Source organism: Cupriavidus sp. 05L411, from assembly GCF_056398045.1.
Genome location: NZ_JBFTOQ010000039.1, coordinates 49,663 through 66,134, shown reverse-complemented (window position 1 = coordinate 66,134; position 16,472 = coordinate 49,663). Strand labels below are relative to the sequence as shown.

Below are 16,472 nucleotides of genomic sequence, written 5' to 3'. Positions count from 1 at the left end.
TTGCTGGCGCTCGGCAGCGTCCGCTGCCGGTGCGCGGCCGCGCGGCTGGCCGCCGGCGGGTGCCTGGCCGCGGCCACGGCCACCACCATTGCCCTGGCCCTGGCCCTGGCCGCGTGCCTGCCGGCCCTTCTGGATCGGCTCGGCCGGAATGCTCGGATCGACCTCGAAGCCCGGCAAGATGGTTTGCTCGATCTGGCGCTTGATCAGCCGCTCGATATCGCGCATCAGCGAGATTTCATCCACGCAGACCAGCGAGATTGCCTCGCCCTCGGCGCCGGCGCGGCCGGTACGGCCGATACGGTGCACGTAGTCTTCGGGCACGTTGGGGAGGTCGTAGTTGACCACGTGGGGCAGTTGGTCGATGTCGATGCCGCGCGCGGCGATATCGGTCGCCACCAGCAGGCGCAGCGTGCCGGCCTTGAACTCGGTCAGCGCGCGCGTGCGGGCCGACTGGCTCTTGTTGCCGTGGATCGCCAATGCCGACAGGCCGTCCTTGTCGAGCTGCTCGGCCAGGCGGTTGGCGCCATGCTTGGTGCGGGTGAACACCAGCACCTGGTGCCAGTCGTTCTCGCGCACCAGGTGGGCCAGCAGTTCGCGCTTGCGCTCGCGGTCCACCGGGTAGACGCGCTGCGCCACGGTTTCGGCCGTGGTATTGCGGCGCGCCACTTCGATGGAGGCGGGGTTATCCAGCAGGCGGTCGGCCAGGCCGCGGATCTCGTCGGAGAAGGTGGCCGAGAACAGCAGGTTCTGCCGCTTCGGCGGCAAGACGTTGAGGATCTTGCGGATGTCGTGGATGAAGCCCATGTCGAGCATGCGGTCGGCTTCGTCCAGCACGAGCATTTCCACGTGCGACAGGTCGATGGTGCGCTGGGACAGGTGATCGAGCAGGCGGCCGGGCGTGGCCACCACGATATCGACACCGCGCTTGAGCTGTTCGATCTGCGGGTTGATACCCACGCCGCCGAACATCACCATGGAGCGCAGCTTGAGGTACTTGCCGTAGTTACGGACGCTTTCTTCCACCTGCGCCGCCAGTTCGCGGGTCGGGGTCAGGACCAGTGCGCGCACCGGCAGGCGCTGTCCACGCGCGGGTTCGCGGCCGGCCGAGGATTCGGACAGCAGTTGCAGCAGCGGCAGCGTGAAGCCGGCCGTCTTGCCGGTGCCGGTCTGCGCGCCGGCAAGCAGGTCGCCCCCTTTCAGGATGGCGGGAATCGCCTGCGCTTGAATCGGAGTCGGCGTGGTATAGCCCTGTTCGGCCACGGCACGCATAAGCTTGTCGGACAAGCCAAGTTCGGAAAAAGACATGAATTGACGCTTCGGCCGCCCTTTGCGCATGTGGTGCGCCAATCGCGGGGGCGACGTGAGTGAGAAAACCGAAAACCGGAAATACCGACCGGCGAAGCGAGGCGACTGCCCCCGCTTCTTTAGGAGGAAAGACCGCTAGTGTACCAGCCTGGCGCTTTCGCGCGCGCGCTGCGCCCCGAGGACGCGCGCGCCGCTGCGCTATGATGGCGGCCATCCCCCGCCTGGCCCCCTGCCTGGGTGAGCCCACGCACCGCGCGGGCGCGCGCCAGCCCGGCCCAGCCCATCCCAGCCCCCGGATGCCGACACGATGCGGTTCAGGTTCATCGAAGACCAGGAAGTCACCCTCTTTACTGCCATCCCGGTAGGGATTGCCGCGGCCATCGTCACCACCCTGTTCAAGGAGGCGCTGGACGCTAGCGGCTATGTGATGTTTGGCACGCATGCCGATATCGTCACGGTATTCGCGGGCCTCGCCCTGATCTGGCGGGTGGCGATCCCGACGCTTGGCGGCGTGATCGCGGGCTTGCTGCTGACGGCGGCAGCCAAGCTCAACGCCGCGCAGCCAGGCGTCTCCGACTATATGGAGGCGGTTGCCAGCGGCACCGGGCGCCTGCCGGTGCGCATCACCTTGCTGCGTGCGCTGTCTTCGTTCTGCTCCATCGTCACCGGCAGCTCGGTGGGCAAGGAAGGCGCGATGATCCAGCTCGCGGCCCTGTGCGGATCGGTGTTTCCGTCCGCGCGCGGCGGCAGCGGGCCGGATGGCGACACCAACCTGCGGCGCATGCTCACGGCTTGCGCGGCAGCCGCCGGGCTGGCCTCGGTGTACCACACGCCGCTATCGGCGGCGGTCTTCGTGGCCGAGGTGGTCTTCGGCGCAGTGGCAGTGCAGCGCCTGATGCCGCTGTTCCTGGCTTCCGTGGCGGGCACCGTGGTCAGCCAGTTACATGGCGGCCTGCAGCCGCTCTATCCCGGCCTGACCGTGCCCGCCGACCTGCTGCATCCGCCCATGCTGCTGGCGGCGGTCTTGCTCGGCGTGCTGGCCGGCGTGTCCGGCGCCCTCTTCATGCGCGCCTCCAGCCTGGCCAAGGGTGCCTTTGCCCGGGTGCCGGGCGGCCTGGTGCCGCGCCTGGCGCTGGGCGGTGCGATGGTGGGCGTATTGGCGATCTGGGTGCCCGAGGTGGTCGGCAACGGCTACTACACCATCCAGTCGATCTTGCAGGCGCACCCCTTGAGCGTATCGCTGGCGGCGGTGTTGCTGGCCAAGCTGCTGGCCACCGTGCTCAGCATGGGCTCGGGCGCGGTGGGCGGCGTGTTCACGCCTTCGCTGTTCGTCGGCGCGGCGCTCGGGCAGCTGCTGGCACCCGCCGTGCCGGGCGGCAGCGGCGCGCCGCTGCTGCCGCTGGTGGGCATGGCCGCCTTCCTGGCCGCCACCAGCCAGGCGCCGCTGATGTCGGTACTGATGGTGTTCGAGATGACGCTGGCCCCGGCGCTGCTGCTGCCGGGCATGATCGGCGCGGCGGCGGCCTACTACACCGCATCGCGTTGCCAGACCTTGTCCTTGTACAGCGTGGTGGCAGAGCGCACCCAGGCATCCGCCGCCGCGGAACGCGCGCGGGCGCTGACGCTGGCCGGGCTGTGCGACACCACCGACACCGTCATCGGCCCCGAGGCCACGCTGGAGCAGGCCAGCGACAAGTTCGCCGAGACCGGCACGCGCTATCTTTATATGGTTGGGCCGGATGGCTGCCTGCTGGGCGCGCTGTCGATCCATGCGGTGCAACGTGCACTGCGCGAGCGGCCGCACGCGGGTCTGCTAGCACTGTGCGAACGCGATTTCCCCACCCTGACGCCGGAGTCGCGGCTGCCCGACGCGCTGCGGCTGTTCACCCATCACGCGCTCAACCGGATCCCGCTGATCCGCGACACGGCCGGGCGCGAGCTGATGGGCACGGTCTCCAAGCAGCGTGTGCTGCAGGAAGCATCCGGGCTGTTCTAGCGCCGCGTGGCCGGCAGGCGACCGGGTAGAATATAGGGTTGCCCGGCCCGCGCCGCCGGGGAGAAGACCCGAATCGCTTTCGTATTCCGCTATCGTTTTCCGAACCGTTTCTGCCGGAGCCTCCATGCCAGCCAACCGTGCCGCGCGCCCTGCCCTTTTCGCTTTGGTCCGGGCCACCTTGCTAGCTGCATCGCTTGTTTTGCCCGCCGCGCTGCTACCGGCAACGGCGTATGCGCAGCAGGCGTTGCGCGTGATCCCCGCGGACGCGGCCAAGGCCAAGCTGGTGCTCGCCGCGCAGTCGCCCAGCGCGCCGCAGTCGGCCACGCTGGACGGCAAGACCGTTGGCGTGGCGCCGGGCCTGCGGCTGTTCGGCACGGACAACCAGTTGCTGCCCATCGGGGCGGTGGCCGGCCAAAAACTGCCGGTGCGGTTCAAGCTCGACCTCTACGGCCAGTTGCTGACGGCCTGGGTGCTGACCGAGCAGGAACAAAAAGCAGCGCAATAGTCGTAGTCCGGGGCGCGGCGACGCGCCGAGGCCCGGATGTCTTTCGTCCCCATAAAACCCTGATGCCCCCAGGTCAACCACTGAGATCGGCACCATGAAAAAAGTCTTCGTCAAAACCTACGGCTGTCAGATGAACGAGTACGACTCGGACAAGATGGTCGATATGCTCCACGCCACCCAGGGCATGGAGAAGACAGACACGCTGGAAGAAGCGGACGTCATCCTCTTCAACACCTGCTCCGTGCGCGAGAAGGCGCAAGAGAAGGTGTTCTCCGAACTGGGCCGCCTGAAGGCGCTCAAGGCCGTCAAGCCGGACCTGGTGATCGGCGTGGGCGGCTGCGTGGCGAGCCAGGAAGGCGCCGCCATCGTCAAGCGCGCGCCCTATGTCGACSTGGTGTTCGGCCCGCAGACGCTGCACCGCCTGCCTGACATGATCAACCGCCGCCAGCAGACCGGCCACTCGCAGGTGGACATTTCCTTTCCCGAAATCGAAAAATTCGACCACCTGCCGCCGGCACGCGTGGAAGGCCCGAGCGCCTTTGTCTCCATCATGGAAGGCTGCTCCAAGTACTGCAGCTACTGCGTGGTGCCCTACACCCGTGGCGAGGAAGTCTCCCGCCCGTTCGAGGACGTACTGGCGGAAGTCGCCGGGCTGGCCGGGCAAGGCGTGCGCGAAGTCACGTTGCTGGGCCAGAACGTCAACGCGTATCGCGGCGCCATGGGCGGCACCAGCGAGATCGCCGACTTCGCGCTGCTGATCGAATACGTGGCCGAGATCCCCGGCATCGAGCGCATCCGCTACACCACCAGCCACCCGAAGGAGTTCACGCCGCGCCTGATCGAGATGTACGAGCGCTGCCCGAAGCTGGTCAACCACCTGCACCTGCCGGTGCAGCACGCCTCCGACCGCATCCTGATGGCGATGAAGCGCGGCTACAGCGTGCTGGAATACAAGAGCATCATCCGCAAGTTGCGCGCGCTGCGCCCGGACATGTCGCTGTCATCCGACTTCATCATCGGCTTCCCCGGCRAGACCGAGGCGGACTTCAACAAGCTGATGGCGATGATCGAGGAGATCGGCTACGACACTTCGTTCTCGTTTATCTTCAGCCCGCGCCCCGGCACGCCGGCGGCCAACCTGGCCGATGACACGCCGCACGAGGTCAAGCTGCGGCGCCTGCAGCATCTGCAGGCCACCATCGAGGAAAACGTGCAGCGCATCAGCAAAGGCATGGTCGGCTCGGTGCAGCGCATCCTGGTGGAAGGCCCGGCACGCAAGGATCCGACCGAGCTGCACGGCCGCACCGAGAACAACCGCGTGGTGAACTTCGCACTGCCCGGCGTGCTCCAGGCCAGGCGCGACCGMATGGTCGGCGAAATGGTGGATGTGGCCATTACCGAAGCCTTCCCGCATTCGCTGCGCGGCGAAATCGTCGTGCGCCAGTAACCCACGCCTGATGCAGCCTGATGCAGCCACTCGTACCCAGATGAAAATCCCTTCAGCCGAATTCGTCGCCCCCAAGGACGACAACGCCCGCCTGCAGAACCTGTGCGGGCCGCTTGACGAGAACCTGCGCCAGATCGAGCAGGCGCTCGACGTCACCATCCAGCGCCGCGGCCATCGCATGACCGTGCGCGGCGCCTACGCCCGCGACGCCGCGGCGGCCCTTGAGCGCTTCTACAACAACGCCCGCACCGCCCTGTCGATCGACGACGTGCAGCTCGGCCTGGTCGAGGCACGCCAGGTCGCCGCGCACGGCGGCTACGTGCCCGACGGCGCGAGCGCGGATACCGGGAGCGACGATGACGAATCCCCCGTGCTGCACACGCGCCGCGCGGGCCTGCACGGGCGCACGCCCATGCAGCGCGACTACCTGCGCAACGTGCTGGCGCACGACCTGACTCTGGGCATCGGCCCGGCCGGCACCGGCAAGACCTACCTGGCGGTGGCCTGCGCCGTGGACGCGCTCGAGCGCGACTCGGTCAAGCGCATCGTGCTGACGCGACCGGCGGTGGAAGCCGGCGAACGCCTGGGCTTCCTGCCCGGCGACCTGGCGCAGAAGATCGATCCTTACCTGCGGCCGCTGTACGACGCGCTCTACGACCTGCTCGGCTTCGACCGCACGCAGAAGATGTTCGAGCGCCAGATGATCGAGGTCGCGCCGCTGGCCTATATGCGCGGGCGCACGCTGAACCATGCCTTCATCATCCTSGACGAGGCSCAGAACACCACGCCCGAGCAGATGAAGATGTTCCTGACCCGGATCGGCTTTGGCTCCAAGGCGGTCATCACCGGCGACACCACCCAGATCGACCTGCCACGCGGGCAGAAGAGCGGGCTGGTGGAAGCCCAGCACGTGCTGCGTGAAGTGCGCGGCGTGGCCATGACCCGCTTTACCAGCACCGACGTGGTGCGACACCCGCTGGTGGCGCGCATCGTCGATGCTTACGACGAATATCACGCTCAACATCGAGACGCTTAATCAAACGCCCAATCGTGAACGCAAAATCCTCCTCCCCCGCCAGCCTGATCCTGTTCGACGCCGAAGGCCGCGCGCGCAAGACCCAGGCACACGCCCTGCGCGTGCAACTGCCTGACGGCCGCAGCATCACCGTGGACCTGTCGCAAGCCGCCGACGGCGTCGTCGCGCTGCTGGCCGAGCACACCGACGACCGCCAGCAAGCCGGCCTGCTGGTGCGTCCGGACAACCACGACGCCTTGTCGGTCGCCGTGACCGCCACGCCTACGGTCACCACCACCGGCACACCCGCCACGCCGCCATCCCTGGAGCTGGCACTGCAATATGGCGAAGGCATCAAGGGACAGCGCGGCCTGCCGACCCAGCGCAAGGTCCAGACCTGGGCCAAGTCCGCGCTGTACGCCGATGCGACGCTCACCATCCGCTTCGTGGGCGAGGACGAAGGCCGCAGCCTGAACCGCAGCTACCGCGGCAAGGACTACGCGACCAATGTGCTGACCTTCGCCTATGCCGAGCACGAGTCCGACCCGGTCAGCGGCGACATCGTCCTGTGCTGCCCGGTAGTGGAGCAGGAAGCCCGCGAGCAGAAAAAGTCGATTGAAGCGCACTACGCCCACCTGATCGTGCACGGCGTCCTGCATGCGCAGGGCTACGAGCACGAGGAAGATGGCGAAGCGGAAGAGATGGAAGCCATCGAGACGGAAACGCTGCAAGCCCTAGGCTACCCGGATCCGTACCTGGCCGACGGCAACATCAAAATCAAAGACTAGAAGACAGGTGTAGCTGTGATTCCCGCCCCAAGGCGGGAATCACCCAGCCGCGATGCGAAGCGAGCCGTGAAGGTGTGCCAAGGCCGTATGGGGCGCCTTCTTTGCCTACTTTCTTGGCAAGACAAGAAAGTAGGTCGCCGCCCCGCAGGAGTGGTGAAACCGCAGTTGCAGTTAAGCAGTTGCAGTTGACGTCAAACCAGCTGAAGCCAATTTTCACGTCGCAGTTGCCATTTCAAACCCCGCCAAACCTCCCCTATCACAGCCCCCAAACCCTTTTAGTGTATCCTTCAACCGATATCCACCCCGCGCTCGTCGCGCCATGAACGACCCTTATCCCAGTTCGAAGTCAGCCGACCGTCCCCGATCCCTGCTCGAACGGCTCTCGGATTTCATCTCTCCGGAGCCCGACTCCCGTGCCGAATTGCTTGAGGTGCTCCAGGATGCGCATGCGCGCAACCTGATCGACGCCGACTCGCTTTCCATGATCGAAGGCGTGTTCCAGGTATCCGAACTCACCGCGCGCGACATCATGGTCCCCCGTGGCCAGATGGACACCGTCAATATCGCCGACGCGCCGGAGAGCTTCATTCCCTTCATGCGGCAGACAGCGCACTCGCGCTTTCCGGTCTATGAAGGCAGCCGCGACAACATCATCGGCATCCTGCTCGCCAAGGACCTCTTGCGGTATTACACCGATGAAGAGTTCGACCTGCGCGAGACCTTGCGCCCGGCGGTGTTCATTCCCGAGTCCAAGCGCCTCAATATCCTGTTGCGCGACTTTCGCATCAACCGCAACCACATCGCCATGGTGGTGGACGAGTACGGCGGCGTCGCCGGCCTGGTCACCATCGAGGACGTGCTGGAGCAGATTGTGGGCGACATCGAGGATGAGTTCGACCTCGACGAAGACCACGACAACATCGTGCAGTTGCCCGATGGCAGCTGGCGCGTGCATGGACTGACCGAAATCGAGCAGTTCAACGAAACCTTCGGCACGCAATTCTCGGATCACGACGTCGATACCGTGGGCGGCTTGCTGAGCAACCACCTGGGTCACGTGCCGCATCGCGGCGAAGTGGTGGTGTTGCCGCCGATGCGCTTTGAAGTCCTGCGTGCCGACGCCCGCCAGGCGCACCTGATGCTGGTGCGCCGCGAGGCCCCGCTCACCCCGCCCGACGTGGACGGCGTATGAAGCGCGTTGTCCAGGCATGGTCCGGCGCCGCCAGCGCCGGACGCGACGACGCGCGCGGCGTGAGCCTGCCCCGCCTGCTGCTGGCTGCCGTGCTGGGCGTGGCCCATACCCAGGCCTACGCGCCGCACACCTGGTGGTGGCTGCAACTGCTGGCGCTGGCGGGGCTGGTGGCACTGGTCGCCGATGCGCCGCGCACCCGTGGCGCGGCCGCCACCGGCTACGCCTTCGGCCTCGGCTGGTTCCTCTCCGGCATCTGGTGGCTCTATATCAGCATGCACGTCTATGGCGAGATGCCGGCGTGGATGGCGATGCTTGCCGTGCTGCTGTTCGGCGCCTTCCTCTCACTCTATCCGGCACTGGCCGCCGCCACGTGGCACTGGCTGACTGCCCGCCGTACGCGGACAACCTCATTGGCACTGCTCGCGCCACTCGCCTTTGGGGCGGCCTGGGGGCTGTCGGAATGGCTGCGCGGCGTGGTCTTCACCGGCTTTCCGTGGCTGTCCAGCGGCTACGCCCATACCGATGGCCCGCTGGCCGGCTTCGCGCCGCTGGTGGGTGTCTATGGCATCGGCGCGCTGGCCGCGACCGTGGCCGCCTTGCTGGTGGCCGCCGCGCGTGGCTTTGGCCGTGGTCGCGATGCGCACGCCAACCCGCATGGCATGCGTGCCGGCGCGATCGCCCTGGCGGCCGCCGTGGCGTTGCCGCTGGCCGGCGCCGCGCTGGTGCCGATCGCCTGGACCACACCTGCCGGCAATCCCATTTCGGTGCGGCTGCTGCAAGGCAACGTGGCGCAGGACATCAAGTTCGAGCCGGTCGGCGTGCAGCGCTCGCTCGAGCTTTATCGTGACCTGATCACCGCCGCCCCGGCCGATCTGGTCGTGACGCCGGAGACGGCGTTCCCGGTGATCTTGCAGGACCTGCCGGTAGACATCGCCATCGCGGTGCGCGACTTCACCGTGGCTAGCGGCACCACCGTGCTGTTCGGCGCCGCCGGCGCGGATTCGCCGGTCGATTTCACCAACAGCGTCTTTGGCCTGGGCCCATTGACCGAACGGCTGTACCGCTACAACAAGCACCACCTGGTGCCGTTCGGCGAGTTCATTCCCTTCGGCTTCCATTGGTTCGTGGACATGATGAAGATGCCGCTGGGGGATTTCCGCCGCGGCGGGCTGGACCAGACGCCGCTGCCCGTGCGCGGCATCCTGGTGGCGCCCAATATCTGCTACGAGGATCTGTTCGGCGAGGAAATCGCCGAGACCCTGCGCAGCCAGAAGGTGCCGGCCAATATCCTGGCCAACGTGACCAACCTGGCTTGGTTCGGCGACACCATCGCGCTGGACCAGCATCTGCAGATCTCGCGCATGCGCGCGCTGGAAACGCGCCGGCCGATGCTGCGCTCGACCAATACCGGCATGACGGCCGTGGTGACGCCGGACGGCGTGGTGGCGGGACAACTGCCGACCTTCACCGTCGGCACGCTCACCGCCAATGTGCAGGGCACGCAGGGTTTCACCCCCTACGTGCGTTGGGGCAATGTACCGGCGCTGGCGGCATGCCTGCTGGTGCTGGCACTGGCGGCCTGGCGCCGCCGCCGGCAGGGCTGACGATAGTCCGGGCCGGCCTGCGCCGGCCCCATCGCCAGGCCTGTTGTCAGGCCGACGCCGCTACGGCCGAGACCAGGGCGGCGGCAATCATCACTGCAATGGCGACGAGATAAGGCTTGCGAGAAAGTAGCGACATGACCGGTGTCCCCGTAGCTGGATTGATTCAAACGGTTGCGGCTGTTATGCACAGCTCTGCCTAATACTGTATACAAAAACACTAACGACCAGTATCCGGCAGGCCTTTAGCACCCTTCGGTGTTTACCCGATTCGTTGCAAAACGCCGACACCACATGCCAGCCCCGCGGGCGGGATTGGACGCCCTGACGCATGCAAGGGCCGTGCCGATGGCTGGCGGCGGCAAAAAAACCGATAGAATTCAGGGTTTGGCACGATCTTCGTGAGGCGCCGCGGCAACTTTGCCGCCACGCCGTCCGCCCTTGCTTGCTGGCCTGCGTGCAGGCCCTTACTAGTCTTCGCCTATGCTGACCTTCCAACAAATGATCCTCACCCTGCAGGCCTACTGGGACCGGCAGGGTTGTGCACTCTTGCAACCTATCGATCTGGAGGTCGGCGCCGGCACCTCGCACGTGCACACCTTCCTGCGCGCGATCGGCCCGGAACCGTGGCGAGCCGCCTATGTGCAGCCGTCGCGCCGCCCCAAGGACGGGCGCTATGGCGAGAACCCCAACCGCCTGCAGCACTACTACCAGTACCAGGTGGTGCTCAAGCCGGCACCCGAGAACATCCTGGAGCTGTACCTCGGCTCGCTGGAAGCGCTGGGCCTGGACCTGAAGCAAAACGACATCCGCTTCGTCGAAGACGACTGGGAGAACCCCACCCTCGGCGCCTGGGGCCTGGGCTGGGAAGTCTGGCTCAACGGCATGGAAGTCACTCAATTCACCTACTTCCAGCAGGTTGGCGGCATCGACTGCAAGCCCATTACCGGCGAGATCACCTACGGCATCGAGCGCCTGGCGATGTACCTGCAGAAGGTCGAGAACATCTATGACCTGGTGTGGACCGAGTGGGAAGAAAACGGCAAGACGCGCCGCCTGACCTATGGCGACGTCTATCACCAGAACGAAGTGGAGCAATCCACCTACAACTTCGAGCAGAGCAACACCGAGATCCTGTTCCGCCACTTCGCCGAGTACGAGTCCGAGGCCAAGCGCTTGATGGGTGCCGCCGAAGCCACGCAGCAGGACGCACCGGCCGAAGTCGCCAAGCGCCTGGCGCTGCCGGCCTACGAGCAACTGCTCAAGGCCGCACACACATTCAACCTGCTGGATGCGCGCGGCGCGATCTCGGTCACCGAGCGCGCGGCCTACATCGGCCGCATCCGCAACCTGTCGCGGCTGGTGGCCCAGGCCTACTACGACTCGCGCGAGTCGCTCGGCTTCCCGATGTGCGAGCGCGAGGCCACCGCATGACCCGCGCAGCGCGCAGCGCGCTATGCCGAGGCGCTGCCCTGGCACTGCTGGCCTTGGGGGCGCATGGCGCCGCCCAGGCCACCGCGCCGATGCCGAGCCCACAGGTGCTGTACCTGCCGGCCGACCTGTCCAATGTGTGCGAGGCCAATCCGCAGGCCCTGCAGCAGGCGATCGACCGGCACTGGCATGGCGCTTTCGGCCCGAACAACTCGCTGGACCAATGGACCCAGCTGGTGCGCACGTTCTCGTGCGATCTCTCGGGCTCCAAGGACCTGGGCTGGCACCGCGTGCCCCTGCGCGCCTATGAAAGCGCGATCCGCTACCCGCTCTCGTGGATTGAGACCGAGACGGTCAACGGGCGGGTGCGCAGGCAGATCAAGACGTACTACTCGGCCGCGCAGCTGCCGCCCAGGATCGACTTCTGGGTGAGCGGCCGCATCGACGAGATCCGCTACGACAAGCGGCTGCGCCGCCTCGATGCCCGCTTCTTCGCGCCCCGTCCCGCCCCCGGCGGCCGTGGCAGCAGCGCAAGCAGCGGCACCAATGGCACCAGCGCAGACACGCAGTGCGTAGCAACCACGCTGCAATTCCGCCAGCAAAACGGCCTGTGGCTGTTGTCCGGCGTAGAACCTACTATTGCACCGCGCTGCTAAAGCGCAGCGCGTGCCACAACTTGTTGGAAACGATTCATGTCGCAACTCCTGACCGATTCGAACGATACGCTGCTGATCGAACTGCTCACCGAAGAGCTGCCGCCCAAGGCGCTGGCACGCTTGGGCGACGCCTTCGCGCAGGGCCTCTTCGCCGGCCTCTCCGAGCGTGGCCTGGTAGGTGACGGCGCCGCCGTGACCGCGTTCGCCACGCCGCGCCGGCTGGCTGCGCTGGTCACCAAAGTGCGCCGTAACGCGCCCGACCGCGAGCAGCGCGAGAAAGTGCTGCCACTGACCGTGGCGCTGGACGCCACCGGCCAGCCCACCGCCCCGCTGGCCAAGAAACTGGCCGCCCTGGCTAAATCGGTAGGCGTCGAGGCGATCGACTGGCAAACCCTGGAGCGCGCCTCCGACGGCAAGGCCGACGCCCTCTTCTACCGCTACACCGCGCGCGGCGCCGAACTGGGCGCCGGGCTGCAGGCAGCGCTGGACGACACCATCGCCAAGCTGCCCATCCCCAAGGTGATGAGCTACCAGCGCCCGGACGGCAGCACGGTGCATTTCGTGCGCCCCGCGCACGGTTTAATCGCACTGCTTGGCACCGAGGTGGTGCCGCTCAGCGTGCTGGGGCTGCAGGCTGGCCGAACCACGCGCGGCCACCGCTTCCTCTCCAGCGGCGAGATCGAGATCGCGCATGCAGGCGAATACGCCGCCGTGCTGGCGTCGCGAGGCCACGTGCTGGCCAGCTACGCGGATCGCCGCGAACGCATCCGCACCGCGCTGCTCGAGCAGGCGGGCGCCGACCAGGTCGTGATGCCCGATGCGCTGCTCGACGAAGTCAACTCGCTGGTGGAATGGCCGGTGGTCTATCCTTGCCACTTCGAGGAGGTCTTCCTCGAGGTGCCGCAGGAATGCCTGATCCTGACCATGCAGACCAACCAGAAGTACTTCGCGCTGACCGACGCCGCCGGCCACCTGCGCAACCGCTTCCTGGTGGTTTCCAACCTGGCCACCGATACGCCGGAGTCCATCATCAGCGGCAACGAGCGCGTGGTGCGCCCGCGCCTGGCGGACGCCAAGTTCTTCTTCGACCAGGACCGCAAGAAGACCCTTGCCTCGCGCGTGCCCCAACTGGCCAACGTGGTCTATCACAACAAGATCGGCACGCAGCTCGACCGCGTGCAGCGCCTGCAGCAGATCGCCGGCCACATCGCCGACGCGCTGGGCGCAGCCGGCATTGCCGTGGAAAAGGCGGCCGCCATGCGCGGCGCCGAACTCGCCAAGGCCGACCTGCTGACCGACATGGTGGGCGAATTCCCGGAACTGCAAGGCACCATGGGCACGTACTACGCGCGCCACGACGACGAAGCGCAGAGCGTGGCGCTGGCCTGCTCAGAGCACTACCGCCCGCGCTTTGCCGGCGACGCCCTGCCGGGCAGCCCGGTGAGCCTGGCCGTGGCGCTGGCCGACAAGCTGGAAACGCTGGTCGGCATCTGGGGCATCGGCCTGTCGCCCACCGGCGAGAAGGACCCGTTCGCGCTGCGCCGCCACGCGCTGGGCATCCTGCGCATGCTGGTCGAAACCCCGCTGCCGCTGTCGATCGACGCGCTGCTGGAACTCACCCAGCAAGCCTTCGCCGGCATTGCCGCGGTCAAGCCCGCGCAAGCCGCGATTGCCGATTTCCTCTACGACCGACTGCGCGGCTACCTGAAGGACAAGGGCTACACCACCCATGAGGTCGAAGCCGTGGTGAGCCTGCGCCCGCAGCGCCTGGACGATATCCTGGCCCGCCTGGAAGCGGTGCGCACCTTTGCCGCCCTGCCCCAGGCCGAGGCGCTGGCCGCGGCCAACAAGCGCATCATCAACATCCTGCGCAAGAACACCGAGCCCGTGGGGACGGTGCAGCCGGCCCTGCTCCAGGAAGCCGCCGAAAGCGCGCTGCACAAGGCGGTGGAAAGCGTGCGTCCGCAAGTGGATGCCGCCTTCGCCAATGGCGACTTCGCCACCGCGCTGCGCGACCTGGCGCAGCTGCGCGAAGCGGTCGACCAGTTCTTCAACGATGTCATGGTGATGGCCGAAGACCCGCAACTGCGCGCCAACCGGCTCGCGCTGCTGGCCTCGCTGCACGTGCTGGCCAATCGCGTGGCCGACATCTCCAAGCTGGCCGCGTAAGCGGCCCGGCACCACAACGGGAAGCCATCATGCCGCAGACACCGCCCAAGCTTGTCGTGCTCGATCGCGACGGGGTCGTCAACCTCGACAGCGACCAGTTCATCAAGACGCCGGACGAATGGATCCCCATCGATGGCAGCCTGGAAGCGATCGCAGCGCTCAACCAGGCCGGCTATCGCGTGGTGATCGTCAGCAACCAGTCCGGTATCGGCCGCGGCCTGTTCGAGATGAGCGCGCTCAACGCCATGCACGAGAAGATGCACAAGGCGCTGGCCAACCTGGGCGGGCGCGTCGACGCGGTCTTCTTCTGCCCGCATACGGCGGCGGACGGCTGCGATTGCCGCAAACCCAAGCCTGGCATGCTTGAGCAGCTGGCGGAGCGCTTCGGCGTCGAGCTCAAGGGCGTGCCGCTGGTGGGCGACTCCCTGCGCGACCTCGAAGCCGGGCTGGCGGTAGGCTGCACCCCGCACCTGGTGCTGACCGGCAAAGGCCCCAAGACCGAGAAAAAGGGCGGCCTGCCGACCGGCACGCTGATCCACGACGACCTGCGCGCCTTTGCGCGCTGGCTGCTCACCGGCGATGGCGCCCCGCGCCAGGCCGGCTCCTGAACCCAACTCCCGTACCGATGATTTTTCTCCGCTCCTTGCTGTTCGCGTTGTTCCTCCTGGTACTGACGCCGCCCTATGCCTGCGCGTGCTTCATCGTCTTTCCGTTCATGAACGCCGACCGCCGCTACCGCTTCGTGCGCGGCTGGCCGCGGCTGGTGACCGGTGCGGCCGCGCTGATCTGCGGTATCCGCTACCGCTATGAAGGCCGTGAGCATTTCGATGCCATGCTCGACAAGCCGGTGGTGGTGCTGTCCAAGCACCAGTCGGCGTGGGAAACCGTGGCCTACCTGGCCACCATGCCCAAGCCGATGTGCTTCGTGTTCAAGCGCGAACTGCTGATGGTGCCCTTCTTTGGCTGGGCGCTGGGCATGCTCAAGATGGTGCACATCAACCGCAAGGAAGGTACCCGTGCCTTCGCCTCGGCGGTGCGCCAGGGCCGCGAGCGGCTAGCCGAAGGCGCCTGGATCATCATGTTCCCGGAAGGCACGCGCACCCCGTCGGGCCTGGAGAAAACGCGCTACAAGAGCGGCGGCGCCCGCCTTGCGGTGGAGACCGGCGCATGGGTGATCCCGATGGCGGTCAACTCCGGCCGCCTGTGGCCGCGCAACTCGTTCCTCAAGTACCCGGGCCTGATCACGGTCTCCGTCGGCGCGCCGATTTCGTCGGCCAACAAGACGGCCGACCAGGTCAATCAAGAGGTTGAGGCGTGGATCGAACAAGATATGCGTAGAATCGACGCCGAGAGCTACCGGAGCAGAACGCCCGCATGAAATTGCTGCGCCCGACCCCCGACTCCCCCGGTTCCCAGATGGAGCTGCCGCTGTCCGACGCCCTCGCAGGCGAAGACAGGGCGCCCGGCATGGTGCCAGGCGGGTTGGCGCCGGCGCAGCCCAACTCCCCGACGGCGCAGCCCTGGCCCCAGCCGCAGCCCAATGCACGACGGCTGCTGGTGGGCGAGCGCGCCGTGCACTACACGCTCAAGCGCTCGTCGCGCCGTACCATCGGCTTCACCGTGGACGACCGCGGCCTGTCCATCACGGCGCCGCGCTGGGTCACGCTGGCCGACATCGAGTCGGCCATTCTGGAAAAACAGCGCTGGATCTTCAACAAGCTGGGGGAATGGCAGCACCGCGAAGCCCGCCGCGTGCTGCCCACCGTGCAATGGCGCGACGGCGCCAGCCTGCCCTTCCTGGGCAAGCCGATCACGCTGCAGCTGGAGTCTCCGGCCGGCGCGCTGCTGTTCGATGCCCAGACCTGCATCCTTCATCTCGCGCTGCCCGTGCATGCCGACGAGCAGCAGATCAAGGATCGCGTGCAAGGCTGGCTGCAACACCAGGCACGACGCCTGCTGGCACAGCGGCTCGATATCTACGCGGAAAAGCTCGGCGTGCGGCATAGCGCGTTTGCGCTGACCTCCGCCGCCACGCGCTGGGGCAGTTGCACCGCCGACGGCAAGATCCGCCTGAACTGGCGTTTGATGCATTTTCCGCTGTCGATGATCGACTACGTGGCCGCCCATGAGCTGGCGCATCTCAAGGAGATGAACCACAGCCCGAGGTTCTGGGATACGGTGGCATCGATCTTTCCGGAGTTCCGTGATGCCCGCGCGCAATTGCGGGCCCACCCGCCCGAGTTGCTGCCCACGTTCTAGGCTGGGCCTTTGATTTAAAACGGGGAAATGGCACACCTTGGCCAAGGCAAACCTATTGCTTCCATCCCGTTTAAAATATTCGACCTATCCCAAAACAAGATCAGGCCT

The 16,472-nt window shown here is 66.7% G+C and carries 14 protein-coding genes; 13 read left to right on the top strand and 1 reads right to left on the bottom strand.

Going from position 1 to position 16,472, the window contains the following annotated elements; all coding sequences use genetic code 11:
* Window positions 1–1,305, bottom strand: a 1,305-nt coding sequence (locus AC1DQR_RS31525; RefSeq protein ID WP_477134409.1) for a DEAD/DEAH box helicase, incomplete at its 3' end; no start/stop codon positions are given.
* A gap of 307 nt (window positions 1,306–1,612) precedes the next feature.
* Between AC1DQR_RS31525 and AC1DQR_RS31520 the strand changes: the two genes are divergently transcribed.
* The 13 genes from AC1DQR_RS31520 (at window position 1,613) to AC1DQR_RS31460 (ending at window position 16,364) form a co-directional block, all read left to right on the top strand.
* The gene (locus AC1DQR_RS31520) at window positions 1,613–3,301 is read left to right on the top strand and encodes a ClcB-like voltage-gated chloride channel protein (protein WP_416047627.1); all 1,689 of its coding nucleotides are present in this window, start codon (window positions 1,613–1,615) and stop codon (window positions 3,299–3,301) included.
* A gap of 124 nt (window positions 3,302–3,425) precedes the next feature.
* Window positions 3,426–3,806 (top strand): hypothetical protein, encoded by a 381-nt coding sequence (locus AC1DQR_RS31515; RefSeq protein WP_477134408.1) that lies wholly within the window; start codon window positions 3,426–3,428, stop codon window positions 3,804–3,806.
* A 94-nt stretch (window positions 3,807–3,900) separates the two neighbouring features.
* Complete coding sequence (miaB, locus tag AC1DQR_RS31510; protein WP_477134407.1) at window positions 3,901–5,253, top strand: tRNA (N6-isopentenyl adenosine(37)-C2)-methylthiotransferase MiaB; 1,353 nt, start codon at window positions 3,901–3,903, stop codon at window positions 5,251–5,253.
* Window positions 5,254–5,293: 40 nt separating this feature from the next.
* Window positions 5,294–6,289: a PhoH family protein gene (locus tag AC1DQR_RS31505; RefSeq protein WP_043343789.1), complete on the top strand. Its 996-nt coding sequence runs from the start codon at window positions 5,294–5,296 to the stop codon at window positions 6,287–6,289.
* A gap of 14 nt (window positions 6,290–6,303) precedes the next feature.
* Window positions 6,304–7,056, top strand: a complete 753-nt coding sequence (gene ybeY, locus AC1DQR_RS31500) for an rRNA maturation RNase YbeY (protein ID WP_416047624.1) — start codon at window positions 6,304–6,306, stop codon at window positions 7,054–7,056.
* 319 nt (window positions 7,057–7,375) lie between these two features.
* On the top strand, window positions 7,376–8,248 hold the full coding sequence (locus AC1DQR_RS31495) for an HlyC/CorC family transporter (protein ID WP_043343787.1): 873 nt from the start codon (window positions 7,376–7,378) through the stop codon (window positions 8,246–8,248).
* On the top strand, window positions 8,245–9,852 hold the full coding sequence (lnt, locus tag AC1DQR_RS31490) for an apolipoprotein N-acyltransferase (RefSeq protein WP_416047623.1): 1,608 nt from the start codon (window positions 8,245–8,247) through the stop codon (window positions 9,850–9,852). Before AC1DQR_RS31495 ends, lnt begins: the two co-directional genes overlap by 4 nt.
* A gap of 480 nt (window positions 9,853–10,332) precedes the next feature.
* On the top strand, window positions 10,333–11,283 hold the full coding sequence (gene glyQ / locus AC1DQR_RS31485) for a glycine--tRNA ligase subunit alpha (RefSeq protein WP_183034467.1): 951 nt from the start codon (window positions 10,333–10,335) through the stop codon (window positions 11,281–11,283).
* Window positions 11,280–11,936, top strand: coding sequence for a hypothetical protein (locus tag AC1DQR_RS31480; RefSeq protein ID WP_416047622.1), 657 nt, complete (start codon window positions 11,280–11,282; stop codon window positions 11,934–11,936). Before glyQ ends, AC1DQR_RS31480 begins: the two co-directional genes overlap by 4 nt.
* Before the next feature lie 36 nt (window positions 11,937–11,972).
* Window positions 11,973–14,105 carry a glycine--tRNA ligase subunit beta gene (gene glyS, locus AC1DQR_RS31475; RefSeq protein WP_477134406.1) on the top strand — a complete coding sequence of 711 codons (2,133 nt, stop codon included), beginning with the start codon at window positions 11,973–11,975 and terminating at the stop codon, window positions 14,103–14,105.
* 29 nt (window positions 14,106–14,134) lie between these two features.
* Complete coding sequence (gene gmhB / locus AC1DQR_RS31470; RefSeq protein WP_416047620.1) at window positions 14,135–14,713, top strand: D-glycero-beta-D-manno-heptose 1,7-bisphosphate 7-phosphatase; 579 nt, start codon at window positions 14,135–14,137, stop codon at window positions 14,711–14,713.
* Between the two features lie 17 nt (window positions 14,714–14,730).
* Window positions 14,731–15,483: a lysophospholipid acyltransferase family protein gene (locus AC1DQR_RS31465; RefSeq protein ID WP_043343766.1), complete on the top strand. Its 753-nt coding sequence runs from the start codon at window positions 14,731–14,733 to the stop codon at window positions 15,481–15,483.
* Entirely contained in the window at window positions 15,480–16,364 is an 885-nt protein-coding gene (locus tag AC1DQR_RS31460) for a M48 family metallopeptidase (protein WP_416047619.1), read from the top strand. Before AC1DQR_RS31465 ends, AC1DQR_RS31460 begins: the two co-directional genes overlap by 4 nt.
* The last annotated feature ends 108 nt before the right edge of the window (window positions 16,365–16,472 follow it).

Bases quoted from the DNA above. Each gene is read 5' to 3' on its own strand.
- AC1DQR_RS31520 (WP_416047627.1), top strand. From the start codon at position 1,613: ATGCGGTTCAGGTTCATCGAAGACCAGGAAGTCACCCTCTTTACTGCC.
- AC1DQR_RS31515 (WP_477134408.1), top strand. From the start codon at position 3,426: ATGCCAGCCAACCGTGCCGCGCGCCCTGCCCTTTTCGCTTTGGTCCGG.
- AC1DQR_RS31495 (WP_043343787.1), top strand. From the start codon at position 7,376: ATGAACGACCCTTATCCCAGTTCGAAGTCAGCCGACCGTCCCCGATCC.
- lnt (WP_416047623.1), top strand. From the start codon at position 8,245: ATGAAGCGCGTTGTCCAGGCATGGTCCGGCGCCGCCAGCGCCGGACGC.
- glyQ (WP_183034467.1), top strand. From the start codon at position 10,333: ATGCTGACCTTCCAACAAATGATCCTCACCCTGCAGGCCTACTGGGAC.
- AC1DQR_RS31480 (WP_416047622.1), top strand. From the start codon at position 11,280: ATGACCCGCGCAGCGCGCAGCGCGCTATGCCGAGGCGCTGCCCTGGCA.
- glyS (WP_477134406.1), top strand. From the start codon at position 11,973: ATGTCGCAACTCCTGACCGATTCGAACGATACGCTGCTGATCGAACTG.
- gmhB (WP_416047620.1), top strand. From the start codon at position 14,135: ATGCCGCAGACACCGCCCAAGCTTGTCGTGCTCGATCGCGACGGGGTC.
- AC1DQR_RS31465 (WP_043343766.1), top strand. From the start codon at position 14,731: ATGATTTTTCTCCGCTCCTTGCTGTTCGCGTTGTTCCTCCTGGTACTG.
- AC1DQR_RS31460 (WP_416047619.1), top strand. From the start codon at position 15,480: ATGAAATTGCTGCGCCCGACCCCCGACTCCCCCGGTTCCCAGATGGAG.